This is a genomic window from Leifsonia sp. EB41, assembly GCF_041262565.1.
GTDB lineage: Bacteria > Actinomycetota > Actinomycetes > Actinomycetales > Microbacteriaceae > Leifsonia.
In genome coordinates this window covers 1,730,116-1,756,579 of sequence record NZ_JBGCCJ010000001.1, presented here as the reverse complement: position 1 = coordinate 1,756,579, position 26,464 = coordinate 1,730,116, and the positions used below count along the sequence as shown (strand labels likewise).

At 71.8% G+C, this 26,464-nt stretch carries 25 protein-coding genes; 17 read left to right on the top strand and 8 right to left on the bottom strand.

Annotation, left to right across the window (positions count from 1 at the left end):
- Positions 1–78: 78 nt before the first annotated feature.
- Complete coding sequence (locus ABH923_RS08585) at positions 79–1,767, top strand: amidohydrolase (RefSeq protein WP_370054941.1); 1,689 nt, start codon at positions 79–81, stop codon at positions 1,765–1,767.
- Between the two features lie 56 nt (positions 1,768–1,823).
- A complete protein-coding gene (locus ABH923_RS08580; protein WP_370054940.1) occupies positions 1,824–3,215 on the top strand; it encodes an APC family permease in 1,392 nt (463 codons plus the stop codon).
- A 97-nt stretch (positions 3,216–3,312) separates the two neighbouring features.
- Here ABH923_RS08580 and ABH923_RS08575 read toward each other — a convergent pair whose 3' ends face one another.
- Positions 3,313–4,800, bottom strand: coding sequence for an MFS transporter (locus ABH923_RS08575; protein ID WP_370054939.1), 1,488 nt, complete (start codon positions 4,798–4,800; stop codon positions 3,313–3,315).
- 89 nt (positions 4,801–4,889) lie between these two features.
- Here ABH923_RS08575 and ABH923_RS08570 point away from each other — a divergent pair, with 89 nt between their 5' ends.
- The 9 genes from ABH923_RS08570 to ABH923_RS08530 all read left to right on the top strand — a co-directional run bounded on the left by ABH923_RS08570 (position 4,890) and on the right by ABH923_RS08530 (position 13,526).
- Positions 4,890–5,279 (top strand): MarR family winged helix-turn-helix transcriptional regulator, encoded by a 390-nt coding sequence (locus tag ABH923_RS08570; protein ID WP_370054938.1) that lies wholly within the window; start codon positions 4,890–4,892, stop codon positions 5,277–5,279.
- Positions 5,280–5,289: 10 nt separating this feature from the next.
- A complete protein-coding gene (locus ABH923_RS08565) occupies positions 5,290–6,267 on the top strand; it encodes a zinc-binding dehydrogenase (protein WP_370054937.1) in 978 nt (325 codons plus the stop codon).
- A gap of 172 nt (positions 6,268–6,439) precedes the next feature.
- A complete protein-coding gene (locus ABH923_RS08560) occupies positions 6,440–6,904 on the top strand; it encodes a hypothetical protein (protein WP_370054936.1) in 465 nt (154 codons plus the stop codon).
- A 104-nt stretch (positions 6,905–7,008) separates the two neighbouring features.
- The gene (locus ABH923_RS08555) at positions 7,009–7,485 is read left to right on the top strand and encodes a hypothetical protein (RefSeq protein WP_370054935.1); all 477 of its coding nucleotides are present in this window, start codon (positions 7,009–7,011) and stop codon (positions 7,483–7,485) included.
- Between the two features lie 90 nt (positions 7,486–7,575).
- Complete coding sequence (locus tag ABH923_RS08550) at positions 7,576–8,244, top strand: phosphatase PAP2 family protein (RefSeq protein WP_370054934.1); 669 nt, start codon at positions 7,576–7,578, stop codon at positions 8,242–8,244.
- A gap of 165 nt (positions 8,245–8,409) precedes the next feature.
- Positions 8,410–9,459, top strand: a complete 1,050-nt coding sequence (locus tag ABH923_RS08545) for an ABC transporter substrate-binding protein (RefSeq protein WP_370054933.1) — start codon at positions 8,410–8,412, stop codon at positions 9,457–9,459.
- A 13-nt stretch (positions 9,460–9,472) separates the two neighbouring features.
- Complete coding sequence (locus ABH923_RS08540; RefSeq protein WP_370054932.1) at positions 9,473–11,284, top strand: ABC transporter permease; 1,812 nt, start codon at positions 9,473–9,475, stop codon at positions 11,282–11,284.
- The gene (locus tag ABH923_RS08535; protein ID WP_370054931.1) at positions 11,281–12,423 is read left to right on the top strand and encodes an ABC transporter ATP-binding protein; all 1,143 of its coding nucleotides are present in this window, start codon (positions 11,281–11,283) and stop codon (positions 12,421–12,423) included. The genes ABH923_RS08540 and ABH923_RS08535 overlap by 4 nt, the downstream gene beginning before the upstream one ends.
- A 41-nt stretch (positions 12,424–12,464) precedes the next feature.
- Positions 12,465–13,526 (top strand): COG4280 domain-containing protein, encoded by a 1,062-nt coding sequence (locus ABH923_RS08530; RefSeq protein ID WP_370054930.1) that lies wholly within the window; start codon positions 12,465–12,467, stop codon positions 13,524–13,526.
- A 37-nt stretch (positions 13,527–13,563) separates the two neighbouring features.
- Here ABH923_RS08530 and ABH923_RS08525 read toward each other — a convergent pair whose 3' ends face one another.
- Complete coding sequence (locus ABH923_RS08525; protein ID WP_370054929.1) at positions 13,564–14,127, bottom strand: Chromate resistance protein ChrB; 564 nt, start codon at positions 14,125–14,127, stop codon at positions 13,564–13,566.
- 88 nt (positions 14,128–14,215) lie between these two features.
- Between ABH923_RS08525 and ABH923_RS08520 the strand changes: the two genes are divergently transcribed.
- Positions 14,216–14,536, top strand: a complete 321-nt coding sequence (locus ABH923_RS08520; protein ID WP_370054928.1) for a hypothetical protein — start codon at positions 14,216–14,218, stop codon at positions 14,534–14,536.
- Between the two features lie 7 nt (positions 14,537–14,543).
- On the opposite strand, the gene ABH923_RS08515 is transcribed toward ABH923_RS08520, so the two are convergent.
- The 4 genes from ABH923_RS08515 to speB are packed head-to-tail and all read right to left on the bottom strand — an operon-like array spanning position 14,544 to position 18,200.
- Positions 14,544–15,194: a cyclase family protein gene (locus ABH923_RS08515; RefSeq protein WP_370054926.1), complete on the bottom strand. Its 651-nt coding sequence runs from the start codon at positions 15,192–15,194 to the stop codon at positions 14,544–14,546.
- A 3-nt stretch (positions 15,195–15,197) separates the two neighbouring features.
- Positions 15,198–15,599 carry a nuclear transport factor 2 family protein gene (locus tag ABH923_RS08510; RefSeq protein ID WP_370054924.1) on the bottom strand — a complete coding sequence of 134 codons (402 nt, stop codon included), beginning with the start codon at positions 15,597–15,599 and terminating at the stop codon, positions 15,198–15,200.
- On the bottom strand, positions 15,596–17,191 hold the full coding sequence (locus ABH923_RS08505; RefSeq protein WP_370054923.1) for a cytosine permease: 1,596 nt from the start codon (positions 17,189–17,191) through the stop codon (positions 15,596–15,598). Before ABH923_RS08505 ends, ABH923_RS08510 begins: the two co-directional genes overlap by 4 nt.
- Positions 17,192–17,231: 40 nt before the next feature.
- Complete coding sequence (gene speB, locus ABH923_RS08500) at positions 17,232–18,200, bottom strand: agmatinase (protein ID WP_370054922.1); 969 nt, start codon at positions 18,198–18,200, stop codon at positions 17,232–17,234.
- A gap of 148 nt (positions 18,201–18,348) precedes the next feature.
- Here speB and ABH923_RS08495 point away from each other — a divergent pair, with 148 nt between their 5' ends.
- Together ABH923_RS08495 and ABH923_RS08490 are read left to right on the top strand one after the other, a co-directional pair.
- The gene (locus tag ABH923_RS08495; RefSeq protein WP_370054921.1) at positions 18,349–18,927 is read left to right on the top strand and encodes a helix-turn-helix domain-containing protein; all 579 of its coding nucleotides are present in this window, start codon (positions 18,349–18,351) and stop codon (positions 18,925–18,927) included.
- A 5-nt stretch (positions 18,928–18,932) separates the two neighbouring features.
- Positions 18,933–19,547 carry a hypothetical protein gene (locus tag ABH923_RS08490; protein WP_370054920.1) on the top strand — a complete coding sequence of 205 codons (615 nt, stop codon included), beginning with the start codon at positions 18,933–18,935 and terminating at the stop codon, positions 19,545–19,547.
- On the opposite strand, the gene ABH923_RS08485 is transcribed toward ABH923_RS08490, so the two are convergent.
- Both ABH923_RS08485 and ABH923_RS08480 read right to left on the bottom strand, forming a co-directional pair.
- Complete coding sequence (locus tag ABH923_RS08485) at positions 19,544–20,299, bottom strand: PspA/IM30 family protein (RefSeq protein WP_370054919.1); 756 nt, start codon at positions 20,297–20,299, stop codon at positions 19,544–19,546. The two genes, ABH923_RS08490 and ABH923_RS08485, sit on opposite strands and share 4 nt — an antisense overlap.
- Positions 20,296–20,919, bottom strand: coding sequence for a hypothetical protein (locus ABH923_RS08480; protein ID WP_370054918.1), 624 nt, complete (start codon positions 20,917–20,919; stop codon positions 20,296–20,298). The genes ABH923_RS08485 and ABH923_RS08480 overlap by 4 nt, the downstream gene beginning before the upstream one ends.
- Positions 20,920–21,198: 279 nt before the next feature.
- Here ABH923_RS08480 and ABH923_RS08475 point away from each other — a divergent pair, with 279 nt between their 5' ends.
- The 3 genes from ABH923_RS08475 (at position 21,199) to ABH923_RS08465 (ending at position 26,456) form a co-directional block, all read left to right on the top strand.
- Positions 21,199–21,993, top strand: coding sequence for a hypothetical protein (locus tag ABH923_RS08475; protein WP_370054917.1), 795 nt, complete (start codon positions 21,199–21,201; stop codon positions 21,991–21,993).
- Between the two features lie 3 nt (positions 21,994–21,996).
- Positions 21,997–22,917 (top strand): L,D-transpeptidase, encoded by a 921-nt coding sequence (locus tag ABH923_RS08470; RefSeq protein WP_370054916.1) that lies wholly within the window; start codon positions 21,997–21,999, stop codon positions 22,915–22,917.
- Between the two features lie 152 nt (positions 22,918–23,069).
- The gene (locus tag ABH923_RS08465; RefSeq protein ID WP_370054915.1) at positions 23,070–26,456 is read left to right on the top strand and encodes a DUF5107 domain-containing protein; all 3,387 of its coding nucleotides are present in this window, start codon (positions 23,070–23,072) and stop codon (positions 26,454–26,456) included.
- Positions 26,457–26,464: the final 8 nt, after the last annotated feature.

The following is a 26,464-nucleotide window of genomic DNA, read 5'->3' as shown; positions in this document are numbered from 1 at the left end:
TCCGCGGAGGCGTGGCACACTCGTGGAATTCTTTGACGCAAGTGTCAAAGAATTCTCCTCACCGTCGATGGGACCACCGTGACCGTAGCTCAGACCGCCGACCTCCTCCTCACCGGAGCCAGGGTCAGGACCTTCGACGACGCGCAGCCGTGGGCCGAGGCGGTCGGCGTGACGGACGGCCGGATCAGCTACGTCGGCCCGGCCTCGGACGCTCCCGCCGCCCGTGAGACCCGCGACCTCGGCGGCGCCCTCGTCACGCCCGGCATCATCGACAGCCACAACCACCTCCTGCTCGGCTTCGACCCGGACGCGGTGAGCCTGGAGGGCGCCGAGACGCTCGACGAGGTGCGCCGCCGCATCCGCGAGCTCGCCGAGCGCCGCCCGGACCTCGACTGGATCTGCGCCGAGAACGCCGTCTACTCGATCGTGCCGGGCCGCCGCCCGAACGCCGCCGACCTGGCGGGACTCACCGACCGTCCGGTGTTCGTCACCACCTACGACCAGCACTCGGTCTGGCTCAACGACGCGGCCCTGCGCGCGCTCGGCATCGCGGGCGGCGGCGACATCCCATGGGGCCGCCCGGAGCGGGACGCCGACGGCCGGGCGACCGGCTGGGTCACCGACTTCTACACCAGCGCCATGACGACCGCGGGGCTCGCCGGCCTGCAGCGCGACATCCCGCTGTACTCGCCCGAGCGACGCTACCGCCGCCTGCTCGGAAGCCTCGCGCTCGCCACCGCGTCGGGGATCACGACCGTGGTGGAGCCTCAGGTCCCGCTCGCGGAGGTCGGCCTCCTCGACCGGGCGCGCGAGCGCGGGCTGCTCAGCTCGCGGGTGATCGCGGCGCTGTTCCACCCGATCGACGCGGACGCCGCCTTCCGCCGCGAGCTGCGGGAGGCCGTCGACGGGGCGCACGCGGACGAGCGGCTGCGCTTCGGCCCGGTGAAGCTCTACGCGGACGACGTGATCGAGCCGCACACCGCGTGGATGCTCGACGACTACGCGAACCGTCCAGGCCACCGAGGTCACCCGTCCGCCCCGCTCGGCGAGCTGACCCGCATCGTCACCGAGCTCGACCGGCTCGGCTTCCAGACACACACGCACGCGACCGGGGACGGCGGCATCCGCCTCGCCCTCGACGCGATCGAGGCCGCCGCGCGGACCAACCGGACCCGCGACCGCCGGCACGGGATCGTGCACGTCGAATGCCTCCACCCCGACGACCTCCCCCGCTTCGCCGCGCTCGGCGTCACGGCCGCCATGCAGCCGCGGCACTGCTCGCCCGACCTCGTCGCGGGCACCTGGATGGACAACATCGGCGAGCAGCGCTGGGACCGCGCCTGGCGCGTGCGCTCGCTCATGGAGTCGGGCGCGCACGTTGCGCTGTCCAGCGACTGGCAGGTGGGCGAGATGGATCCGCTCGTGGGGTTCTACTCGGCCCTCACCCGCGCGGGGCTCGACGGCCGCGACGCCTGGACGCCCGCCGAGCGGATCGGCCTGGACGACGCGATCCGCGGCTACACCCGCGAGGGGGCGTGGGCGTGGCACGCGGAGGACGACCTCGGCGTCCTGCGCGTGGGGGCGCGCGCCGACGTCGTCGCGTGGTCGGGGGACCTGTACGAGCACGAGGGCGACCCTGCCGCTCTGCTCGAGCAGCAGGCGGCGCTGACGGTGGTCGGGGGCGAGGTCGTGCACGACGCCGACCGGGACGCGCCGGCGCCGGAGCAGTTCGGGGCGCTCGCGCACTGCTCGGCGGAAGGGCACTAGGCCCGCCCAGTCACACCCACTCGTTCCTCTCCCATCGCAGCGAAAGGATCCACCCGATGTCCCAGCTCGACCCCGCCATCTCCCCCGCCCGTTCCGCCGAGACTGTCGACGACCTCCAGGCCTCTGGCCTCCGTCGCAGCCTCACCCTGCGTCACATCGTGTTCCTCGGCCTCGCCTACATGGCGCCGCTCGCGGTCTTCGACACCTTCGGGATCGTCGCGGACATCACGCACGGGCACGTCCCGTTGTCGTACCTGCTGGTGCTGGTCGCCGTGCTCATCACCGCACTCAGCTACGCCAAGATGGTCCGCTTCTATCCGCGCGCCGGCTCGGCGTACACGTACACCCGCGAGGCGATCAACCCGCACCTCGGGTTCCTGGTCGGCTGGGCGGCGACGCTCGACTACCTGCTGCTGCCGATGATCAACGCGCTGCTCTCGGCGATCTACATGACGGCGGCGTTCCCGGAGGTGCCGTCGTGGGTGTGGATCCTCTCCACCATCGCCGTCTGCACCGCGCTGAACCTGACCGGCGTGCGGATCGCGGCCAAGGTGAACGTGATCCTGGTCGTCATCCAGGTGGTCGTCGCCGTCGCCTTCGTCGGGCTGACGATCAAGAACATCGTGGAGGGCGCGAACGGCGCGCACTTCTCGGTCGCGCCGTTCTTCTCGCCCGGGATCGACGCGGGCGCGATCGCGTCGGGGGCGGCGATCCTGGCGCTGTCGTTCCTCGGCTTCGACGCGGTGAGCACGCTCGCGGAGGAGGCCGAGCACCCGCGGCGGGACATCCCGCGCGCCATCCGGATCATCGTCGGGGTCGCCGGCCTCTTCTTCGTGAGCGTCACCTATGTCATGCAGGTGCTGTTCCCCGACGTGTCGACGGTCGGCAACATCGTGGGCGCGTCCCCGGAGATCGCGAAGTACATCGGCGGCGCGGCGTTCCAGGCGCTCTTCATCGGCGGCTACATGGTGGCGGTGCTCGGCTGCGGGATCACGCAGCAGATGAGCGCGGCGCGCCTCCTGTTCGCGATGGGCCGCGACGGCGCGCTGCCGCGACGGTTCTTCGGGCGGCTCAACAAGGCGGGCGTCCCGGCCGGCAACGTGCTGCTCATCGCGGCACTCGCGTGCTCGGCCGTCTTCCTCGACCTCAGCCGCGCGGCCTCCCTCATCAACTTCGGCGCGTTCGTGGCGTTCGTCTTCGTCAACCTGTCGGTGATCTTCACCTACGTGCGGTTCGTGAAGCAGCGCGGCTGGCGGACGGCCCTCGGATTCGTGGTGCTGCCGGCGCTCGGGGTGGCGGTCAACGTCGCCCTCTGGTTCAGCCTGGAGCCGAGCGCGATGGTGGTCGGCGGGGTGTGGGTCGCGCTCGGGCTGGGCTACCTGCTGTGGCGGACGCGGCTGTTCCGGGTCGCGCCGCCGGCGCTGAGCGGCCCCGTAGAGCAGCTCTAACCCGCCAAACCCAGCATCGAGGGGCACGTCGTTGTCGTTTCGGAGGCCCGAAAGTGACAACGACGTGCCCCTCGATGCTTGTGTAGTCAGCGCGCGGTCAGGGGTTGGGGGTGGGCGCCAGAGGGAGGAGGAGGCGGCGGCGGCGGCGCGGGAGCGCCGCGATGAGGAGCCCGGCGAGCGCGAGCCCCGCGCTCAGGTACAGGCCGGGGCGGTAGTGCGCGAGCTGCTCCGCGAGGCCGGCCGGACCTCCCGCCGCGTGTGCGGAGCCTCCCGCGATCAGCGCCGTCGTGACCGCCAACGCGAGCGCGCCGCCGACCTGGGAGCTGGTCTGCACGAGCCCGGCCGCGAGGCCCTGCTCGTCGTCGTGCACGCCCGTCGTCGCCTGCACCTGGATCGCCGGGAAGCCGATCCCGAAGCCGACGCCGAGCAGTACGACAGGCGGCAGCACGTCCAGCCAGTAGACCGGGGCGGTGCCCAGGCGGAGGAACAGCAGGTAGCCGGCGGAGAGCGAGCCCAGGCCGACGATGATCAGCACGGTCGGCCCGAAGCGGTCGATCAGGCGGTCGGTGAACGGCGCGCTCGCGACGACCACCAGCCCGGTCGGCAGCAGAGCGAGCGCCATGCCGAGCGGCGACCAGCCGAGGACGTCCTGCAGGTAGAGCGTGAGCACGAACTGGAACGACACGTACGAGCCGAACAGCGTGATCGCGGTGAGGTTCGCCCGCAGCACCGATGCGACCCGGAAGATCCCGAACCGGACGAGCGGATGCCGCACCCGCAGCTCCAGGATCACGAACGCGGCGAGCAGCGCACCGGCGACGACGAAACCGAGCACGGTCGGCAGCGAACCCCAGCCGGCGCCGGGCGCGGAGACCACTGTGTAGACGAGGAGCAGCATCCCGGCCGCCAGCAGGATCGCGCCGAGCACGTCGTGACCGGCGCCCCGCTCCCGGGCGTCCTTCGGCACGAAGAGGACGCCGAGCACCAGGGCGAGGACGGCGAGCGGAACGGAGAAGAGGAAGGTCCAGCGCCAGCTCAGCGACGTCATCAGACCGCTCATGATCAGGCCGAGCGAGAAGCCGCTCGCCGCGAACGTCGTGAAGATCGAGATGGCCTTGTTGCGCTGCGGCCCCTCCTCGAAGTTGGTCGTGATCAGCGAGAACGCGGCGGGTGCGGTGAAGGCGGCCGCGACGCCCTTGACGAACCGGCTGGCGATGAGGAGGCCCGCGTCCATCGAGAGGCCGCCGGCGAGGGAGGCGACGGTGAACACGCTCAGCGCGACGAGGAGCACTGTACGCCGGCCGAGGAGGTCGGCCAGGCGCCCGCCGAGCAGCAGGAGGCTGCCGTAGCCGAGCACGTAGCCCGACACGATCCACTGCAGCGCGCCCGGCTGGAGGCCGAGCTCCTTGCCGATCGAGGGGAGGGCGACGCCCACCATCGACACGTCGAGGCCGTCGAGGGCGATCACGATGCAGGTCGCGAAGAGCAGCAGCCAGCGGGCGCGGCTCCAGCGGATGGCCGGGGTGGACTTCGAGGGCGGCGACGGCCGGACGGCGGGGCGGGAGGCGGTGTCGGAGTTCAGCACGAGCGCAAGTCTATGACACGGAATAGATTGTGTCAGCAAAGTATGCACATTCATGTAGTTCGCAAGAAAGCGGGCGTATCATTGCACCCGTGAACGAACCGGTCGACGTCTCGGCCCGCTGGCGCGAGTTGCAGGGCCTCTACCTGAGCACCGCCGCGGAGTTGGAGCGCACCCTCCAGCAGAGCCACCAGCTCGGCCTCAGTGAGTACGAGGTGCTCGACCTCGTCGCCGGCTACGCCAATGAGTCGTGCACCATGCGCAACCTGGTCGACCTCACCCCGATGACCCAGAGCGCCCTTTCCCGGATCGTGGAGCGCCTGGTCAAAGCCGGGCTGGTCGAGCGCAACACCTGCGACTACGACCGCCGCGCCCTGTTCGTCGGCATCACCCCCGACGGCGCGCGCGTGCACGACGACGCCAAGCGCGAGTACGACGGGCTGCTGGAGCGGGCCTTCTCGGGGGCGGCGTCGCGCGCCTAGCATGGACCCCATGCGCGCGATCGTCCAGGACGAGTTCGGCGACCCGGCACGGGTCCTGAAGGTGGAGGAGCGGCCGCTCCCCGAACCGGGAGCGGGACAGGTGCGCGTGCGCACCGTCCTCTCGCCCATCCACAACCACGACCTGTGGACCATCCGCGGCACGTACGGTTTCAAGCCGTCGCTGCCGGCCGGCTCCGGGACGGAGGCCGTCGGCGTCGTGGACGCGGTCGGCGACGGCGTCACGGCGCTCGCCGTCGGGCAGCGCGTCGTCACCGGCGGCACGTTCGGCGTCTGGGCGGAAGCCTTCGTCGCGCCCGCCGGGGCGCTCATCCCGGTGCCGGACGGACTGAGCGACGAGGTGGCCTCCCAGCTCGTCGCGATGCCGTTCAGCGCGCTCAGCCTGCTCGACTACCTCGACGTGAAGCCGGGGGAGATCATCCTGCAGAACGCGGCCAACGGCGCGGTCGGGCGGCTGCTCGCGCAGTTCGCGGCGACCCGCGACGAGAAGGTCATCGGGCTGGTGCGCAGGCAACACGACGCCGACGGACTGGCGGCGCAGGGCATCCCGAACCTGGTCGTGACCGGCGCCGACGGCTGGCGTGACCGTGTCCGCGCCCTTGCGGACGGCGCGCCGATCGCGGTCGCGGTCGACTCCATCGGCGGCGAATCGAGCGGCGACCTGCTCGCCCTCGTCTCCGACGGCGGCACGCTCGTGTCGTTCGGCTCCACCGCGGGCGAGCCGCTGCGGCTGTCGTCCGGCGACCTGATCTTCCGGCAGATTCTGGTCAAGGGCTTCTGGGGCAGCAAGGTGAGCTCCTCGATGGAGCCGGGCAAGCGCGCGGAGCTCTTCGGCGAGCTGATCCGCGCCGCCGCGACGGGAGCGATCACGCTGCCGGTGGAGGCTGTTTTCGGGTTCGACCAGGTGCGGGAGGCCGTGGAGGTCGCCACCCGTTCCGGCCGCACCGGCAAGGTGCTCTTGCGTCCCTGAGACGCCCGCGGGGGTCGCGACACGCCGTGATCGTGTCGCCCGGATTGGGGGACAGATTCGTGTCCTCCAAATGACCCACAGAACGGTCTTTCTGGCTATGCTCGGCGTGACGCATCGCAGCGTCGCAGTAACAGCCTTTCGCACCGACCCGACGCAAGCTGAAGGACGTACCATGAACCCGACATTCGGTACCACTGTTGACCCCGAAAAGGCCGCGGAGCGCGCGCACGTGCTCCTCGAGTCCGAGATCACCGCCCGCCTCGACGCGGTCCGCGACCTCGCCAAGCGACTGAACGACCTCGACACCGCCATCTCCGACTACCTCGGCGCCTGGCAGACCGCGCAGCGCGCCGGCTGGACGGAGAGCACGCTCTCCGACATCGGCCTCCGCGCCCCCGAGTCGCTGCCCGCCCCGAGCGGACGACGCTCCGCGGACGCCACCGAGACCGCCGCGCCCGCCGCCCCGGCCACCCCCTCCTCGCCCGCGCTCGCCCCGGTCGTCGCGCTGACCCCGCCGCCCGCGCACGTGCCGTCGCCCGTCGTATCGGCCCCGGCCTTCGGCGGCGCGCCGACGCTCGGCTCGGTGTCGTCGCTGCCGACCGGCTCCTCGTCGGTCGTCACCACGCCGACGCACTGAGCCCCGCGCGGCAGCTCGCGCCGCGCCGCACCACAGCACACCGCACCACAGCACTTGGCTACGCCCAGACACGGGACAGCCACGTCTACTCGAAGGACACGTCTGTGAACCAGCACACCTCCTACAACCGCGCCCACGACGACGCGCAGCGGCTCGCCCGCCGCCACGAACGCGACCTGCACTGGGCCAAGGAACGCCGCCGCCAGCAGGAGCGGGAGATCGTTGCGGCCTCCGCGCTGCTCGCCTCGAGCCCGTGGGCACTCGCCCGCCGCACCGTCCTGGTCTCGGGCTCCCTGCTGGCGGCGGTCGCCGTGGCCGCGGGCTTCGCAGCGGCGGCGCACCTCCCGGCCGGCTGGCTGCTGCTCGCCGACGCAGTGGCGGTCGCGGTCGCGGTGGCCGTGCTGATCTGCGCGACGGTCGCGCTGGCGGGCGTCCGCTCCCGCCGCGCAGCCGCGCGCGACCTGGTGCGCGCACACGACGAGCGCCTGTCGCACACGCAGTACCACATCAGCGAGAGCGTCCACACATTCATCGACGCTCACGCGGAGGTCGTCAACACGCGCCCGGCCAAGGTCGCCTGAGAGACGCGCCACGTTTCTCCGTGGTCTCTTAGAGGTTGCTGAGCCGAAAAGTGCTTGACTGAGACGTCCCCCCGAAAGGAGACCCGTCTCGTGAAGCCCGCCCAGCTCCGCATCCCCCGACACTGGATCGTCTGGACCGTCGTCCTGTTCGTCCTGACCTTCGCGCTCGGCTTCGCCGCCAAGTGGGTCGTCGCCCTCCGCTTCGAGTCGCTGGACGCCGCGGTCAACAAGATGAACTCGTCGCTGCTCGACAAGGTCGCCCTGCTGCTCGACCAGCTCGACAGGCCGACGATCGTCGCGGTCATCCTCGTGATCACCTTCGTGATCCTGCTGTTCGTGAAGGGCTGGCGGCTCGCCCTCGGCGCCGTCGTCGTCACCGGCCTCGGTTGGCTCACCACGCTGATCGTGAAGGCCGTCGTCGCCCAGCCGCGCCCGACGACGGCCGGCCTGACCCACCTGCTGCACGTGAACCCGGCGACGCTCAGCTACCCGAGCGGGCACGTGGTCTTCGCCGCCGCGCTCGTGACGGCGCTCGCGATGGTGTGCCGCGGCACGCTCGCCCGCACGATCGTCATCGTGGTGGGCGCGGTCTTCGTCGCCGTCGTGATGTGGTCGCGCCTGTACGTCGGCGTCCACTACGGGACCGACGTGATCGGCGGCGTGCTCAACGGTGTCGCCGGAGTCCTGCTCTTCGCCGGACTCTGGAACCTCGTCGCCGCGCGCGTGTTCGCCGGCAGCGGGCGCCGCGTCGCGGCCTAGCGCCTACACCTCCACCGGAGCCCCGCGGCCGATCGCCGCGGGGCTTCGCCGTTCACGCACCGTTCAGCCTCGCGTCCCATACGTGTCATTCGACAGCTCTAACTTCTAACCGTCGTTACAAAGCCAATCGAACACCATGTGGAGACTCAAATGAACGTACGTCGGATGCGTACTGTGACCGCTGCCGCGGTCGCCGGCGCCGCCATCGCAGCACTCGCCGGATGCTCCGCCACCGCCGGCGCTGCGGACTCCTCCAGCAAGCAGCCCCTGGTTCTCTATGCGGCCGTCGGCTACGACTCCGACGTCGCCAAGGCGTTCACGAAGAAGACCGGGATCGAGGTGAAGGTCGTCGACGACAGCACCGGCCCCCTCCTCACCAAGATCTCGGCGGAGAAGAACAACCCGCAGTGGTCGATGCTGTGGGTGGACGGGGACACCGCCTTCTCCTCGCTCGACCAGCAGGGCCTCCTCGCGCCGTACACGCCGAAGGCGACCTACACCGACGCGGGCAAGACCGTCGTCCCGGCCGACCACAGCTACACGCCGACCGGCACCACCGTCATGGCCGCGCTGATCTACAACGCCGCCAAGACCTCCGCGGTGCCGACGAGCTACGACGACCTCCTGACCGGCGCCTACCAGGGCAAGATCGGCATGAACGACCCGTCGCAGTCCGGCCCGACCTACCCGTTCATCGCGGGCCTGATGAACCAGCTCGGCGGAAAGTCCGGCGGCGTGAAGGCCGGCGAGGCGTACCTCACCAAGCTCAAGGCCAACGGCCTCAAGGTCTTCCCGACCAATGGCGACACCCTGCACGCGCTGGAGACCGGCCAGATCGACTACGGCCTCATCCAGAGCTCGGCCGCGCTCGGCGAGGTCGCCAAAGTGAAGGCCTCCGCGAACTTCCAGCCCAAAGTCGTCTACCTTCCCAAGTCGACGCTGCTGCCGACCGCCATCGCGATCGACAAGGGCGCGAGCTCCGTCCAGCAGTCCGAGGCGAAGCAGTTCATCGACTACGTCACCTCGGCCGAGGGCCAGAAGGTGATGCAGGGCGGCGACCCGACCGGCGACTCGCTGTACTGGCCGGTCGTGACGGGCGTGGACCCGGCGACCGGGGTGCCTGCCTTCCCGTCGGCCTACCAGCAGATCGACCCGGTGTTCTGGGGCCCGCTGCAGTCCCAGGTCGTGACCTGGTTCGACGGCGCCATCAAGTAGACGTCCGACGCGCATGCTCGTGTTCGACACGGTCGAGACGGCCGAGCGGACCGGTGGGGCCGTCCTCCCGCAGTTGCGGGAGGACGGCGCTCCGCCGTCCCGTGAGGCCCCGGCCCGGCGCAGGGCGATCCCGCGGCCCAGTCCGCTGACGGCGCTGTGGCTGGTCGTCGTCCTCATCCTCGTCCTCCCGATTGCGCTGTTCCTCGCGGTCGCGTTCAGCCCGGCGCTGCTGGGTCAGGGCACCGCCTGGTTCAGTCTCGACGCCTTCCGGCAGGCGATGTCCGGGCCGCTGCTGCAGGCGTTCGCCGACTCGGTGGCGCTCGGCGTCGTCGCCGCCGTGGTCGGCGTCTCGATCGGCTTCGCGCTCGCGTGGGCGGTGCACCGCACCACCGTGCCGCTGCGGCAGATCTGGACCGGCGTCGCCTTCGCGATCCTGCTGATGCCGTCGTACCTCATCGCGCTCGGCTGGGAGCGGCTGCTCGAGCCGAACGGCGTGCTGGCCATCCTCGTCCTCGACGCGCCCTGGGCGCGCGATGTCTTCTACGGGCCGGCCGGCATCGCGCTCATCCTCACGGTGAAGGGCGTGCCGTTCGCCTACCTCACGATCTCCAACGCGCTCCGCGGTCTCGGCGACGAGTACGTGGAGGCCTCCCGTGTCCACGGTGGCAGCCGGCTGGCCGCCGGGCGGATCGTCGTCGCGCTGATCGCGCCGGCGGTCTGGTCCGCGCTGGCCATCGTGTTCGCCGAGTCCATCAGCGACTACGGCGTCGCGGCGACGCTGACGAGCCTCGCGCACTTCCCGGTCGCGACCGGCGCGATCTACACGGCGGTCCAGGCCTTCCCCGCGCAGTTCCCGGTCGCGGCGGCCGTGAGCTGGATCCTGCTCGGTCTCATCGTGCTCGCCCTCGTGCTCCAGAACGCGGCCCTGCGCGGGCGCAGTTACCAGACTCTGGGCGGCCGCAGCCGGAGGCCCGCCCGCCGCCGCCTCGGCGTCCCGGCGACGGTCGCCTGGCTCGCAGGGCTGATGCTCTTCGCCGCGGTCGCGCTCGGTGTCCCCGCGTTCGGCGCGGTGTCAGCCTCCATGATCGACGGGCTGGGCAGCCTCACCGGAACGCACCAGTGGGACTTCGCGAACTACCAGCGCGTGCTCACCAGCCCCGACCTGTCCGGACCGCTGCTGTTCTCGGCGGGCTGCGCGGTGGCGACGGCGACGGTCGCCACGGTGATGGCGGCGCTCTGCGCCCGGGTGCTCGCGCGCAAGGGATCTGCACTGAGCGGGAGACTGCTGGACTTCGTGCTGCTCGCGGCGGTCGCGCTGCCCGGCATCGTCTTCGCGGCGGGCTACATCTTCGCCTACAACCTCCCGGCGGTGAACGCGGCCGGCGTGCGCCTGTACGGCACCACCGCGCTGCTGCTCCTCGCGTATCTGGCGTCGGCGCTGCCATCGACCACGCGCGTGCTGGTCGGCTCGGTCGGCCAGCTCCAGGACTCGGTGGTGCACGCGTCGCGGGTGCACGGCCGCGGCCCGCTGCGCTCGTGGCTCGGGGTCGGCCTCCCGGTGCTGGCGCGGCCCCTGCTCAGCGCCTGGCTGCTCACCTACGCGGCCGCGCTCCTCGAACTGCCGGTGTCGCAGCTCCTGAGCCCCGCGGGCTCGCAGCCGATCGCGGTCGGGATCGAGAACGCCCTCGGCAAGTACGACTTCGGCGGCGGGACGGCGATGCAAGTCATCGCCATCGCCAGCGCCCTGGTCGTCGTCGCCCTGGGATTCGGACTGTTCCGCCTGCTCGCACCCGCGGGCTGGCGCGCGATCGGAGAGGCACGATGACGGCGATCGATACGAGGCCGGCGCGGGACGCGCGGGCGACGGAGGCGCACGGGCACGCGGTGTCGGTGCGGGGAGCGGAGCGCCGGTACGGCGCGGTGCAGGCGCTGAGCGGGATGGACCTCGACATCGAGCCGGGCGGCTTCCTCGTCCTGCTCGGGCCGAGCGGCTCGGGCAAGTCGACGCTGCTGCGCGGGCTGGCCGGCGTCGAGCGGTTCGACGCGGGCACGGTGCGCTTCGGCGAGCGGCTCATCGCCGACGGCCGCCGGCACGTCCCTCCGGAGCGGCGCGATCTCGCGATGGTGTTCCAGGACTACGCACTCTGGCCGCACCTGACCGTGCTCCAGAACGTGTCGTACGCCCTCCGCCGCGGCTCGCACTCGTCGGCGGAGGTCCGCCGGCGCGCGCTGGAGGCGATCGGGAGCGTCGGCCTCGACGGCAAGGAGGAGCGCTACCCGCACGAGCTGTCCGGCGGGCAGCAGCAGCGCGTCGCGCTCGCCCGTGCCCTCGCCGGGCGCCCGCGGCTCATCCTCTTCGATGAGCCGCTGTCGAACCTGGACGCCGACCTCCGGGAGCGGCTGCGCGTGGAGATCGCGACGCTGACCCGCTCCACGGGCGCGACCGCGGTCTACATCACGCACGACCAGTCGGAGGCGATGGCCCTCGCCGACCGGATCGGCCTGCTCAACGCCGGACGGCTCGAACAGCTCGCGACGCCGGAGCAGCTCTACCGGCGCCCGGCGACGGGCTTCGCGGCGCGCTTCACCGGGATCGCGGGCAGCGTGCGCGGCATCGTCCGGGAGCGCCGCGGCGACGCGGTGGTCGTCCTCACCGGCGACCACACGCTGGTCGCGGCGGCGGGTGGGCGCGGCCTCCAGCCCGGCGACGACGTCGAGGTGCTGGTGCGCCCGACCGGCACGGTCTTCGCCGACGCGCCCGACGACGCCGGCCACGCGCTGCCCGCCGTCGTGGTGGACATCGCGTACCGCGGCCGGGGCTACGAGCACGTCGTGGAGACCCCGGTCGGCCGGATCACCGGCGTCTTCTCCGCGGAGGCGCGCCAGCGCGGGGAGCAGTCGCGCATCGCGATAGACCCGGATGGCTGCCACGCGTTTCCTTACTCCGTCACACATTCGAACTAACGGCCGTTACAATCTCTAGTAACTCCCTCGGAAGGACCCCCGTGAACTCACTCGCCTTGGTCATCGCCGTCTTCCTGGCGTGCCTGGTCGAAGCCGTCGAGGCGACCACGATCGTGCTCGCCGCCGGCGCCACCCGCAACTGGCGTTCAGCGCTGACCGGGACGGTGGTCGGCGTGCTCGTGCTCGCCGTCATCGTCGCCGTCGTCGGCCCGGCGATCACGCTCATCCCGCTCGGCTTCCTCCGGCTGGTCGTCGGCGGCCTGCTGCTGGTCTTCGGCATGCAGTGGATCCGCAAGGCCGTCCTCCGCGCGAGTGGCTACAAAGCCCTGCACGACGAGACGCTCATCTACCGGCGCGAGGTGGAGGAGGCGCGCGCCGCCCGGAAGGAGAGCCGCCTCGGCGTGAGCGACTGGTACGCCTTCACGCTGTCGTTCAAGGCCGTGCTGCTGGAGGGGCTGGAGGTCGTCTTCATCGTCCTCACCTTCGGCGCGAACCAGAAGCAGATCGGGCTGGCCTCCCTCGGCGCCGCCGCGGCCATCGTCGTGGTGGTCGTCATCGGCGCGGCGGTGCGTGCGCCGCTGTCGCGCGTCCCGGAGAACACGCTGAAGTTCGTGGTCGGCGTGATGCTGACCTCGTTCGGACTGTTCTGGGGCGCGGAGGGCGCTGGCGCGGTCTGGCCCGGCTCCGACCTCGCGCTGCTGGTGATCATCCCCGCCGTCGCGGTGTTCGCGCTGCTGCTCGTCGCCGCCCTGCGCCGCCGCAAGGCAGCCAGGCTCCGTCGTGAGCAGGCCGCTCCCGAGCCGGCGCCGGTGCTCGTCACGACGACCGTCGACGGTCACGGACACGCGGTGGAGGCCGCTGCGTCGCCCGCTCCCGCTCCCGCCGCTCAGCCGCAGCGGCAGAACGCGGTCGTCCGCGGGCTGCGCTCGTTCGGGATGTTCTGGTGGGACTTCATCGTCGGCGACGACTGGCAGATCGCCGCGGGCACGGCCGTCGGGCTTGCGATCACGTTCGCGGTCAGCGGCTGGGCAGGCGCCTGGGTGGTCATGCCGCTCGCGGTGCTGATCCTCATCCCGTACGGCATCCGGCGCGCGCTGCGCTGAGTCCCGAGCCGGTCGGAGCCGGGGGTGCGCTGAGGGATCAGTGCCCCTCCGGCTCCTCCGCGTACACGCGGGCGGCGTATTCCTCCAGCGCTGCGGCGCACGACGCCACGGCCTCCTCCGCCTCCGGGCGCTTCGGCGCCCCGAAGCGGTCGCGGGTCTGCACCTTCTCCAGCCAGTTGACCAGCTTGGTGTAATCGACCTCGTTCTCCTCCAGCTCGGCGTAGCTGAAGTGCGACTCCGTGTACTCCTTCTCGAGCTCACGGAGGAAGCCCTGGCACCGGTCGATGATCTCCTCGTACTCGTCGGTGCGCGCGTCCTGGAACGCCGCGACGATGCCGGCGTCGCCCGCGAGGACCTCCGACCGCAGGAGCGCGGCCGTGCCGCCGAGCTCCAGGATCTCGTGCCGCAGCTTGCGCAGCGCCCGCTCGCTCGCGACGTCGTCGGGGAGCGCGGCGACCGAGTTCTGGAGGTAGATCGCGCCGAGCGCCTTCAGCCGGCGCCACACGGTGGCCCGCAGCCGGGTCGGCTCGGACGGCACCCGGTAGACGAGGACGATCCACGTCGTCGCGGTGCGTTCGGCGGACTCGGCGTCGTCGGTCATCCACCAATCCTAGGAGTCGTCCGCGCCGGGCGGAGAGCGACGGCGGCGGGTTCACGGTCCGTTCACCGGGCGGGACGAGAATCCTGCCGTGCGAGGAGCCCAGCAGACGGTGGTCCGGCGTCACCCCGCGGTCGGCGACGCCGAGGACGCCCGCCGAGCGCTGTGCCGCGTCGAGCAGGCGGCGGGCGCGGGTCGCCTCGACCGCGAGTCGGTCGCGGAGGTCGTCGCCCAGCTCGAGTCGGGAGGCCGGGCCCTCGCCGGAGCGCTGCGCCGCCTGGTCAGTGACCTGGAGCTCGACGACCACTCGGCCGAGTCGCCGCACCTGGCGTCCGCCGGCGAGCGCGCGCGGCTGCTGGCCGATGCGCTGCGGGACGTGCGGGCCGCGTTGGAGGACCGGACGCCGGCCTGAGTGCCGGCTACTCCTCGACCACGACCGCCCGCAGCGGCGCCCCGTCGCCTCCCGCGATCGGCAGCGGCAGCCCCACGAACCGTGGCGCGCGCGCCGTCACCCGGTCGAGCCCGGTCAGGTTCTCGATGATGAGGCCCCCTGCGCCGAGGAACACGTCGTGGAACGGCAAGGCAGGGGCCGGGTCGTCGGCCACGGTCTCGTCCGGGTTGAGCGCGTCGACGCCGACCACGGTCACGCCGGCGTCGAGCAGAGCGGAGGCGATCCCGGCGTCCAGGAACGGGTGGTCGAGGTAGCCGGGCTCGTCGAACTGCGCCGACCAGCCGGTGCGGAAGAGCACGATGTCGCCCGGCTCGACCTCCCGCAGTGCCTCGCGCACGTCCTCCACGCGGATCCGTGTGCGCGGCGCGAGGCCGCCCACGTCGACCAGGCGCGCGGTCCCGATCAGCCGGCCGAGGTCGACAGCGTCGATGGTCGCACCGCCCTCGACCGTGTGGGAAGGCGCGTCGATGTGGGTGCCGGTGTGGCTGCCGAGCTCCAGACCGAGCACGCTCACCCCGGCCTCCGCGATCGTCACCGCCGGCTCCACGCGGACGGCCGGGTCGCCGGGGAAGACCGTCATCCCGGTGCGGATGGGGTGGCTCAGGTCGATCACCGGCATCCGTCACTCCTCTGCATCGGGGGCCTCGCACGGCGACAGGTGCTCGTGCACGCATGTCCACGCGCCGTCGCGGCGCTGCATGACGATGGTCTCGCGCTCCCGCACGGTCGTGCGACCGTCGCCCTCGGCGAGTTCGGTCTCCACGTCGTGCGTGAAGATCGCGACATCGTCGCCCGCGAACTGCACGCGCCGCCCGGTCGAGCGGCAGGCGAGCACCTGGAAGCCGTCGCGCTCCCAGCCGTCCCAGGCCGCCTCATACTCGGCGCGCGACTCCAGTCGCACGGGGTGGGTGTGCAGGACGAAGCTGGCGTCGTCGGCGAAGCCGGAGAAGTAGGCGTCGCGGCGGTGGTTGCCGAAGTCGTCGACGATCCGGTCGACCGCGGCGAGGACCTCCTGCTCGCTCATGCGCCGGCCTCCTGCTCGAAGGTGTGCCCGTCCAGCCGCTGCCCCTTCGCCCGGCGCGCGTGGGCGCGGGCCGCGGCCGACCGCTCGTCCAGGTGGATGGCCGGCACGACCGCATCGGCCGAGCGCACGCCGCGAGGGCCGTCCGGGCCGAACACGTAGCGCGGCTCCGGGAAGATCGCGAGCAGCGCCCCGTACAAGACGCCGGCCACGACCACGCTCGACAGGAGGCTCAAGTCGATCCCGCCGGCCAGGCCGCTGAACGGCCCGACGATGATCGGCGGGTAGTCGGCGAACAGCAGTCCGACGACAGCGGCGACGATCCATGCCGTCATCCCGCGCCAGTTCACACCCGCCGCGAACCAGTACCGGCCGCCGGTCTCGCCGCGGTTGAACACCTGGAGGTCGGACGGGTCGTAGAAGCCCCGCCGCACGACGTACCCGATGGTCATGATGACCATCCACGGGGTCGTCGTGACGACGATCGCGCCGACGAAGGCGTTCACGGTGCCGAGCAGGTCGAACACGAGCCTCCCGACCAGGATGAAGAGGAACGCGATGGTGCCGATGAAGATCGTCGCCTGCACCCGGCTGAACCGCGGGACGACGGACGAGAAGTCCAGGCCGGTGCCGTAGAGGGAGGTCGTGCCGGTCGACAGGCCGCCGATGAACGCCACCACGAGCAGCAGCAGCGCGTACCAGAGCGGCGAGACGTGGATGAGCGAGACCACGTAGTCCGCCTTGCCGACCACGAGGGTGGCGGTGGCGACGCCGAACAGCAGCGGGATGAGCCCGAGACCCTGGCCGAGGATGGTCGCGCCGATCAGCTTGCGCGGCTTGGTCGCCCGCGGGATGTAGCGCGACCAGTCGCCGAGGAACGCGCCGAACGAGATCGGGTTGGCCATGACGATGAGCGCCGCGGCGATGAAGGTCGGCCAGAACGCGCCTCCGATCGCCAGCGCCTTCGTGCCGGGGTCGTAGCCGGCGTCGAACACCCCGGAGTACGCCACGACGGCGAGCAGGATGAGGGCGGTGTTCGCGAAGACCGCGACCTTGTTGACCAGCAGCATGAACTGGTAGCCGTAGATCACCACGACGATCACGATCAGGCCGATGATCGCGTAGATGCCGAGCCGCAGCCCGATCGAGTCGGGCACCCCGGCGAGCCGGGTCAGCGCGCCGACGATGGCGTCGCCGGAGACCCACACCGAGATCGAGTAGAACGCGATGGCGGTCAGCAGCGACAGGAACGAGCCGACGATCCGGCCGCGCACGCCGAACAGGGCGCCGGAGGAGACGGCGTTGTTCGTCCCGGTCTTCGGCCCGAACAGCGCCATCGGAGCCAGGAACGCGATGCCGACGGCGACGCCGAGCACCGTGGCGGCCACGGCCTGCCAGAACGACAGCCCGAGCGCGATGGGGAAGGTGCCGAGCAGGATGGTGGCGAACGTGTTCACGCCGCCGAACTGGATGCGGGCCAGGTCGAGCCAGTTGGAGGTGCGGTCGGCGTCGGGGATGGTGTCGATGCCGTGCGCCTCGACCTCGGTGATCTTCGGGCGGGGGTTCAGTGCAGCGGTGACGTCGTCGTCGGACATTGCGGGGATCCCTTTCTTCGGGCGGGGGTGGGGGTGACTTTCAGCGGGAGAGCGGGGAGGCGGTGTCCCTGTGTCGCAGCGCGAGCAGCGACACCAGGTCGTAGGCGAGGTGGGAGGCCGCCACGCCGGTGAGCTCGGCGTGGTCGTAGGCCGGGGCGACCTCCACGACGTCCGCGCCGATCAGGTTGAGGCCGACGAAGCCGCGGATGATCTCCAGCAGCTCCCGGCTGGTGACGCCGCCGGCCTCCGGGGTGCCGGTGCCCGGCGCGTGCGCGGGGTCGAGCACGTCGATGTCGATGGAGAGGTAGAGCGGACGGTCGCCGATGCGGTCGCGCAGCTTCGCCACGACCTCGTCCACGCCCTGCCGGTAGACGTCGGCGCTCGTGACGATGCCGAAGCCGAAGCGGTGGTCGTCGTCGAGGTCCTTCTTGCCGTAGAGCGGGCCGCGGGTGCCGACGTGGCTGAGCGCCTCGGTGTCGAGGATGCCCTCCTCGACCGCCCGGCGGAACGGCGTACCGTGCGTGAACTCGGCGCCGAAGTAGGTGTCCCAGGTGTCGAGGTGCGCGTCGAAGTGCAGGAGGGCGACCGGGCCGTGCCGCTCGGCCGCGGCGCGCAGCAGCGGGAGGGAGATGGTGTGGTCGCCGCCGAGGGTGACCAGGCGCGTCCCGTCGGCGGTGAGGTCGTAGGCCGCCGACTGGATGGTCTCGATCGCCTCCGCGATGTCGAACGGGTTGACGGCGATGTCGCCGGCGTCGGCGACCTGCGTCAGCTCGAACGGCGAGACGTCGAGCGCCGGGTTGTACGGGCGGAGCAGGCGGGAGGCCTCCCGGATGTGGTTCGGCCCGAAGCGCGCACCGGGCCGGTAGGAGACGCCGGTGTCGAACGGGACGCCCGCCACGACGATGTCCGCGCGGCCCACCTGCTCGAGGCGCGGCAGCCGGGCGAAGCCGTCGCGGCCGGCGTAGCGGGGTGTGCGCGACGAGTCGATGGGGCCGACGTTCTGCGGCATGCAACCTCCTTGGTGCGGTGCTGAGCTGTGGAGCGGGTTTCCTGTTACGGAACCTTTGTTGCATGAGAGGCTACAACGCGATCCCGCCGCCGTCAACGCGCTCACGCGATTCGGGGGTGGAGGTTCGCCGACCGGTTACCGTTGTCCCATGCGCCCGATGCCCCTCGAACCCGCCGACCGCCGCGTGGCCATCGGCCCGCGGTTGCGCGCGGCGCGCCGGGCGCAGCAGCTCACGATCGACGAGGTCGCGCAGATCACCGGCCTGACCAAGGGCTTCCTCTCCCGGGTCGAGCGCGACATGACCTCCCCGAGCGTCTCGTCGCTGATCAGCCTGTGCGACGTCCTCTCCATCCCGGTCGGCTCGCTGTTCGAGGAGCCCGACGTCCAGCTCGTCCCCGCGGGCACCGGCGCGAAGGTCAACCTCGGCGGCGTGGAGACGGAGGAGCGCCTGCTCTCGCCGCGCACGGAGTCGCGGGTCCAGGTCATCCGCTCCGTCATCCGGACCGGGGGCCACGGCGGCGAGGAGCTCTACGCGGTGGCCGCGGACGTCGACGTGCTCCACGTCCTGCGCGGCGAGATCGAGGTGCGCTTCTCCGACCGGGAGTGGCAGCTCGGCCCCGGGGACAGCCTCACCTTCAGCGGCCACGAGCCGCACAGCTGGCGCGTGCTCACCGACGACGGCGCCGAGGTGCTCTGGGTGCTCGTCCCCGCGCTCTGGAGCGCCTGACCGCCGTGTCCCCGTACCGGAACCGCGTCACACCGACCGGCGAGATCGTCGCGATCCCGCTCCGGGGAGCGTGGACGGGCAACCGCGGCAGGCTGCACGAGGGCGAGGAGGTCGTCCGGTTCCACGGCGGGAACCTCTGGATCACCTGCGCCCTGGAGTTCCGCGACCGGCACCACGCGCTGTGGCGGCCGGGGCGGTACACGTTCCTGTTCTTCCACGACGAGGCGGTCGCCTTCGCCGCCGGGCACCGGCCATGCGCCGAGTGCCGCTGGACCGCGTACAAGCAGTATCAGGCGGCGTGGGCGGCGGAGGCGGGGACGGCGCTGCCCTCCGCGGGGGAGATGAACCGCACGCTGCACGCCGAGCGCCTCTTCCCGCACACCCACCGGCGGCGCCTCCACGAGGTGGCCTGGCCATCGCTGCCGGACGGCGCGTTCGCGGTGGTGGAGGGTCGGCCCGCGCTGGTGCTGGGCGACCACCTCAGCGTGTGGGGGAGCGAAGGCTACGGGGAGCGGCTCGTGCGTCCGCGCCGCGGGACCGCGACGGTGCTGACCCCGCCGTCGACGCTCGCGGTGCTGCGGGCGGGGTATCCGGTGCAGGTGGACGACGCGGCGCTCTAACTGCCGATGCTGAGCCAGGCGTCCTCGTCGCGGGCCACCGAGTCGCGCGTTGTCGCGTCCGCGTCCTTCATCGACTGGAGCTGCCGCTCGATGTCCGCCCGGGTCATGCCGGCCGAGAGCTGCCGTTCGAGGTCGGAGTCCGCCGGAGCCGACTGGTCGTGGAGCGCGCCCGTGGCGATCAGCTCCTCGGTTGCCGCTGCCCGGGCCTGCATCTGGGCGATCTTGTCCTTCGCCCGGTTGAGGCTGGCCCCGGTGTCGTTCATCTGCGTGCTGATGCCCGCCGCGACCTCATTGGCGCGCGCCTGCGCCTGCGAGGCGGTGTAGGTCGCCTTCATCGTCTCCTTCTCGACGCGGAAGCTCTCGATCCGTTCCGCGAGGCGACGTTCGTTGTCCTCGAGCTGCGACTGCTGCTTCTGCAGGGCGGCGTGCTGGTCGCGCAGCGTCGTCACCCGGTTCTCGAGGAGCGCTCGACGCTCCAGCGCGGTGCGGGCGAGGTCCTCGCGGCCCTGGTTCAGGGCCTCCTGGGCGTGCTGGGTGAGCCGCTGATAGCGCGCGCCCAGCTCCTGGCCCTGCAACTCGATGCGCTTGCGCGCCGTCGCCACCTCGGCGAGGCCCCGGCGCACCTCCTGGAGCATCCGGACCTGCTGGTCGTAGCTGTCGTCGAGGGCCTCGCGCGGGTCCTCCATCCGGTCGAGCGCGCGTGAGGTCTTGATGCGGAAGATGTTGCGCATGCGCGCGGTGTTGTCGCTCATGATTCGTTCCCCCTGGTGAGATGGGTGGTGTTCTGGCGGCGCGGCTCCTGTCCCGCGTCGAAGGAGTGGAGGGTGTGGAGCTCCCGCACTCCGGCATCGAGGGCGGCGACCTCGCGGTCGACATCCGCCCGGAGGGCGGCGAGCGTGTCGTCGCTGGGCGCGCCGAGCCCGGAGGCCACGGCCGACCGCAGGCTGCGGACGAGAGCCTCCAGCTGTTCGACGCGGTCGCGGACGATCGGGACCTCCGTCGCGAGCACGGTCGTGTCGGTCTCGCTCTGGAGCAGGCGGAGCTGCGACTCGACGGTCGCGCCCTCCGCCTGGATGCGCCGGAGCAACCGGGCGACCTCCCCGTGCGGCCCAGCACTGTGTTGCGCGAGCTCGACGGCCGCCCTGCAGCTCTCGAGGCTGTCGGCGAGCCGGAGCCGGAGCTTCAGCACCTGGCGCTGAGGTCCGCTGGTCACGGCCACGCGCGTCCGGAGCGCGACGCCCCTGACGGTGCGATTGCGTCGGACGCTCCAGTAGAGCGCCCGAATGATGAGCACGCCGGTCACGATGCCCGCTGCAGCGATCAGCAGGAAGCCGAGGAGGATGCCGGCGATCACTCCCATGACGGTCGCCACCCTCTCGGCGTTCCCGGGCGGGGGTGGGGTCGGAGACCGCCTGTCGTGTTCACATCCATCTGTCCGCCTTCGTCGGTGGTCGTGGTTCCAAACGCGATGTATCGCGTTTGCGACACGGTACGCCCATTGCGGCGGAAGTGCATCCAGTGAAGGTTCAGGTTCGGCGCCGCACCTGACCTGGATTGGGGGCGGCCCTGCAGCGATACTTCATTGACGTCAAACACTCAGCTCTCCTAGTCTTGTGAAGCCCGGTTCGGGCCACATATTTCGGGGGGAAACATGGTCGGTTCTGCGCGCTCACGATGGGCGCTTGTCACGGCGGTCGCAGCGCTCGTCGCGGGGGCCGTCCTGGTCTCGACACCCGCACAGGCGGCCACGGCGTCGATCGGGGTGACCGTTCCGGTCGTCTACGCGGACTCCTGGGGAAGCGGGATCGACGTGACAGGCGGCGGCTTCACCCCGAGTTCGACAGTGACGCTCTCGATCGACTGGGTGCGAGACAGCGACGGCTCGAAAGTGCACTATGGCGACATGACCACGCCGGCGAGTGCGTCGGGCGTCATCTCCGTGACCGGATGGGTTCCCGCAATGGCGCCAGGCGTCTGGGCCGATTACACGCTCACTCTCTCGGCCACAAGCGACGCCGGCGACACCTCGAACGCGGTTGCGTTCGACGTCCGCAATCCGCCCGGTATCCAGACGAACGCGCCGTCCCTGACGACAGCCGACTTCATGGATCCCACCGTCGGCCTCATCGTCCAGGCCAGCGGATTCACGCCGGGTGAGACCGTCGCCTTCTCGGCTGTCTACAACGGCACGAGCCTCGCGGCGCCGAGCTCGATGGTCGCGGACAAGTACGGCTCCGTCTCGTGGCAGTACGTGCGGACGGGCGTCACGGCCGCCGGCAGCGTCGCGCTCAGCGCCTCCGGCGCGACCGCGCACTGGAGTGCCACCGTCGCCATCACCGGGGCGACCATCGGCGGTTCGACGGCGCCGGCTGCTCCTGCCGCGCCGTCCGATCCACCGGCGCCTGTGCAGGCGACCCCGTCCACCCTTCCTGTCGTCAGCGGCTGAGCGATGAGGCGCACGGCGCGCGCCGTCGCCGCCGTCGCCGGCTCCGTCGTTCTCATCGTCGGAGCCGGCGCGCTCGCGATCACCCTTTCCGGGCCGGCCGGGTCCACTGCGCTGCCGTCCCGGTCGATTGCGGCCCCCGCGGCCTCGACCCCCGCTCGGCCCGCTCCGCCGGCCGCCCCGGCAGCGCAAGCCCCCGTCCCTCCGGTCCTCAGCCCTGCGCAGGTGGCCGCTCTCGCGCCGGCGGACTACCGGGCCGTGATCCCGGGGCTTCTGCCCGCGCCGCCCACCGCGACCTGGATGTCGGTCTTCCACCTGCAGGCCGACACCCCGCTGTTCGGAGCCGACCGGACAGCTCCGATCGCCCGATTCGAGTCACGAGACTTCTTGGGCGAGCCGTCCGTTGTGGTCAGGGTCGCCGTCGACGGGCCGTGGTCGCTCGTCCTGGTGCCGAGCAGGCAGATCCTGCCCTCGCAGGCTGGAGCGGGGCGGTCGGCGCCGGCTCAGAGCGCCGGGTGGTTGCCCACGAGCGCGCTGACCTCCGACACCACCGTGCAGAACCGGATCGTCGTCTCAGTCTCGGCTCAGTCCTTGACGATCACCGATGCTGCCGGCCGACCGGAACAGACGTTCTCGGTGGGTGTCGGCGCCCAAGGAACACCGACACCTGTCGGAGTGACCGGCTACCTCGAGGCGCGCTACCTGGACCCCGCTCAAGGTCAGCGCGTGCACCGGATCCAGCTCACCTCCTTGCACGCGACGGTCGCGGACGAGCCGTACGGCGGCACGGACGGCGGGCTCATCGGCATCCACTTCGAGTCCGTGTCCACGGGAGCCGTCTCTCACGGTTGCGTCCGTCTCGGTGCGGAAGCCATCGCAGCCGTCGACGCGTTGGCGCTCGGAACCCCGATCATCATCGTCGCCTAGACCAGCGGCCCTCCCGCATGAGCACTGGCTCTGCTCACGCGACGCAGACTGGCGATCTCGGTTCAGGTCGCCGAACTGGGCAATAGAAATGTCCAGATGATGCGTGGGAACGCATATTCTCCGGCGGAAGCCGGCCCAATAGGGTCCTGATTATGTCCGTTCTTCCCTCGTCGTTCCCCCTCCCTCCCGCACCGGAGAGCCAGCGCGACGACGCCGTCGCCGCGTGGAGCGAGCCCGTCGCACTCCGCACCTACGAGCCAGGCGAACCCGGCCGGCTGCCGGCCTTCCTGGAGTCCCGCGTGTATCAGGGCTCGTCCGGACGGGTGTACCCGCTGCCGTTCATCGAGTCGGTCAGCCACGACGCGACCGAGCGCAGCTGGCAGGCGGTGCACCTGGAGAACGAGTACCTGCGCCTGGTGATCCTGCCGGAGCTGGGCGGCCGCGTCCACATCGCCGTGGACAAGACGACGGGTCAGGACTTCTTCTACCGCAACGACGTCATCAAGCCCGCGCTGGTCGGCCTGGCCGGCCCGTGGATCTCCGGCGGCATCGAGTTCAACTGGCCGCAGCACCACCGCCCTGCCACCTTCCTCCCGATGGACTGGACGATCGAACGGGAGGCGGACGGCTCCGCGACCGTGTGGTGCTCCGACCACGACCCGTTCTCGCGAATGAAGGGCATGCACGGCATCCGGGTGCGGCCGGGCAGCGCGGTGCTGGAGGCCCGGGTGCGGCTGTTCAACCGCACCGAGACCACCCAGACGTTCCTCTGGTGGGCGAACGTCGCCGTGCGGGTGCACGACGAGTACCAGTCGTTCTTCCCGACGGACGTGCACATCGTCGCCGATCACGCGAAGCGGGCAGCGACCGCGTTCCCCGCAGCCGACCGGCCCTACTACGGGATCGACTACGCGGCGCGCGCCGACCGGGACGACCCGGCGTACGTCGCCGACGACGCCGACCGCATCGACTGGTACCGCAACATCCCGGTGCCCACCTCCTACATGTGCGTCGCGAGCGAGGACGACTTCTTCGGCGGCTACGACCACTCAACCGCGCTCGGCTTCGCACACGTCGCGGACCACCACATCGCTCCCGGCAAGAAGCAGTGGACCTGGGGGAACGCGCCGTTCGGCTGGGCGTGGGACGCGAACCTCGGCGACGACGGCAGCGCCTATGTCGAATTGATGGCCGGCGTCTACACCGACAACCAGCCCGACTTCTCGTATCTCGCTCCCGGGGAGACGAAGACCTTCAGCCAGTACTGGTTCCCGTACCACGGCATCGGCCCGCTCACTCAGGCGTCGACCGAGCTCGCGCTGAGCCTGGTCGTCGAGGGCGACGGGGCGGAGCGGACGGCGAGTGTCGGGCTCGCCGCCACCCGGGTGTTCGCGGAGGTCGGCCTCCGGCTGCTCGACGCGGAGGGCGCGACCGTCTGGTCGGAGCGCGTCGCGGCCGCGCCGGGACAGCCGGTCCGGGCGACGGTGCCGGTCGCCGCCGCCGGAGACCTGGACCTGGTCGCCGAGGTCGACGGCGTCGAGCGGCTGCGCTCCACCACGCGCTACCGGGACGCGGCCGCCGACGGCTTCGAGACCGCGACCGAGCCGCCCGCCCCCGCGGAGATCGACTCGATCGACGAGCTCTACCTCACCGGCGTGCACCTCGCGCAGTACCGGCACGCGACGCGCTCGCCGGAGCCGTACTGGCAGGAGGCGCTGCGCCGCGACCCAGGCGACTCGCGCTCCAACATCGCCGTCGCGTCCGCCCGCCTCTCCGCCGGACGCCTGGCCGAGGCGGAGGCGCACCTGCGCTCGGCGCTCCGCCGGCAGACACGCAGGAACCCCAACCCCGCCGACGGCGAGGCGTCGTACCTCCTCGGTGTGGTGCTGGCCGAGACCGGCCGCGACCGGGACGCCGACGACGCGTTCGCGAAGGCGGCCTGGACCTACGCCTGGCGTGCGGCCTCGGCGCTCGCCCGGGCGCGCATCGCGGCGCGGACCGGCCGCTGGGAGGACGCCCTCGGCCTCGCCGAGCAGACCGCGCGTCTCGACCCCGACCAGCTCCAGGCGGTCGCCGTGCGCGTGATCGCGCTGCGTGCACTGGGCCGGGAGTCGGAGGCGGCCCACGCGCTCGCGGCGGCACGCGCCCTCGACCCGCTCGACGCCTGGCTGAACGACCTCACCGGCGCACACTCCGCCACCGACGCCGGGACGCTGCGCGACCTCGCGGAGGAGTACCGCTCGCTCGGCCTGTCTGCCGACGCGCTCCGCATCCTTGACGCGGCAGCCGAGGCGGCAGTGAGCCGACCCGTCCCCGGCGCCGGCGACCCGCTCGCCCTCGTCCACTACGCCCGCGCCGAGCTGCTCGACGAGCTCGCGCGGCCGGAGGAGGCCGCCGCCGCCCTCCAGGCCGCCCGCGAGGTGTCCGCCGATCGCTGCTTCGCAGGCGTCCGGGATGACGCCCTCCTGCTCGAACGGCGCATCGAGCGCACCGGCGACGGCCGGGCGCACGCGCTCCTCGGCCACTGGCTGTACTTCCACCGCCGCTATGAGGAGGCGATCCACCACCTGGAGCGCGCTGTCGAGCAGGACGCCGGCGACGCGGTGTCGCTGCGGGGACTCGGCCTCGCCGCCTACAACGTGCAGGGCCGGCCCGACGAGGCCGTCCGCCGCTACCGGCAGGCAGTGCAGGCCGCGCCCGGCGACGCCAAACTGCGCTACGAGGCCGACCAGCTCGCGCGCCGGGTGGGCGCATCTCCGCAGGACCGGCTCGACGCACTGGCCGACGCCGCCGACCTCATCGCCGAGCGCGACGACCTGGCGCTCGCGTACGCCGAGCTGCTGGTGCTCGTCGGCCGGCACGAGGAGGCGGCCGCCCTGCTCTCGGCGCGGCGCTTCAGCCCCTGGGAGGGCGGCGAAGGCGAGACCATCCGGGTGTGGACGCTGGCCCAGCGCGCGATCGCGGGCGAGGCGCTCGCGCTGGGCGACCCGGGCCGCGCGGTCGCCGCGCTGGCGAAGGCCGTCGACGTCCCCGCCTCGCTCGGGGAGGCTCCGCATCCGCTGGCCAACCGGTCCGACCTCCTGCTGGCGTTCGGCGACGCGAGTCAGGCCGCAGGGCTGACGTCGGCTGCCGAGGACGCCTGGCGGGCGGCGGCGAGCAGCGCGGGCGACTTCACGACGATGTCGGCCGTGCCGCACTCCCCGATGACGTACTACTCGGTTCTCGCCGCGCGGCGCCTCGGCGACCTGGACCGGGCGGCCAGGCTCACGGCGGAATTCGCGGACTATGTGGAGGCCGCGCGCCGGCAGCACGCCACGATCGACTACTTCGCGACCTCCCTGCCGACCATGCTGATCTTCACGGAGGACGTCGAACAGACCCACCGCGAGCTGATCGCGGTCATGGACGCCGAGCTCGCCCTCCTCGACGGCGCCGCCGCCCGCGCCGCCGCGACGCTGACAGAGCTCGCCGACCGCGACCCGGCCGCGCCGCTTGTGCGCGAGCTGCTCGCGGAGGCGGAGAGCGCGTACGTCAACTGACCGCTGCC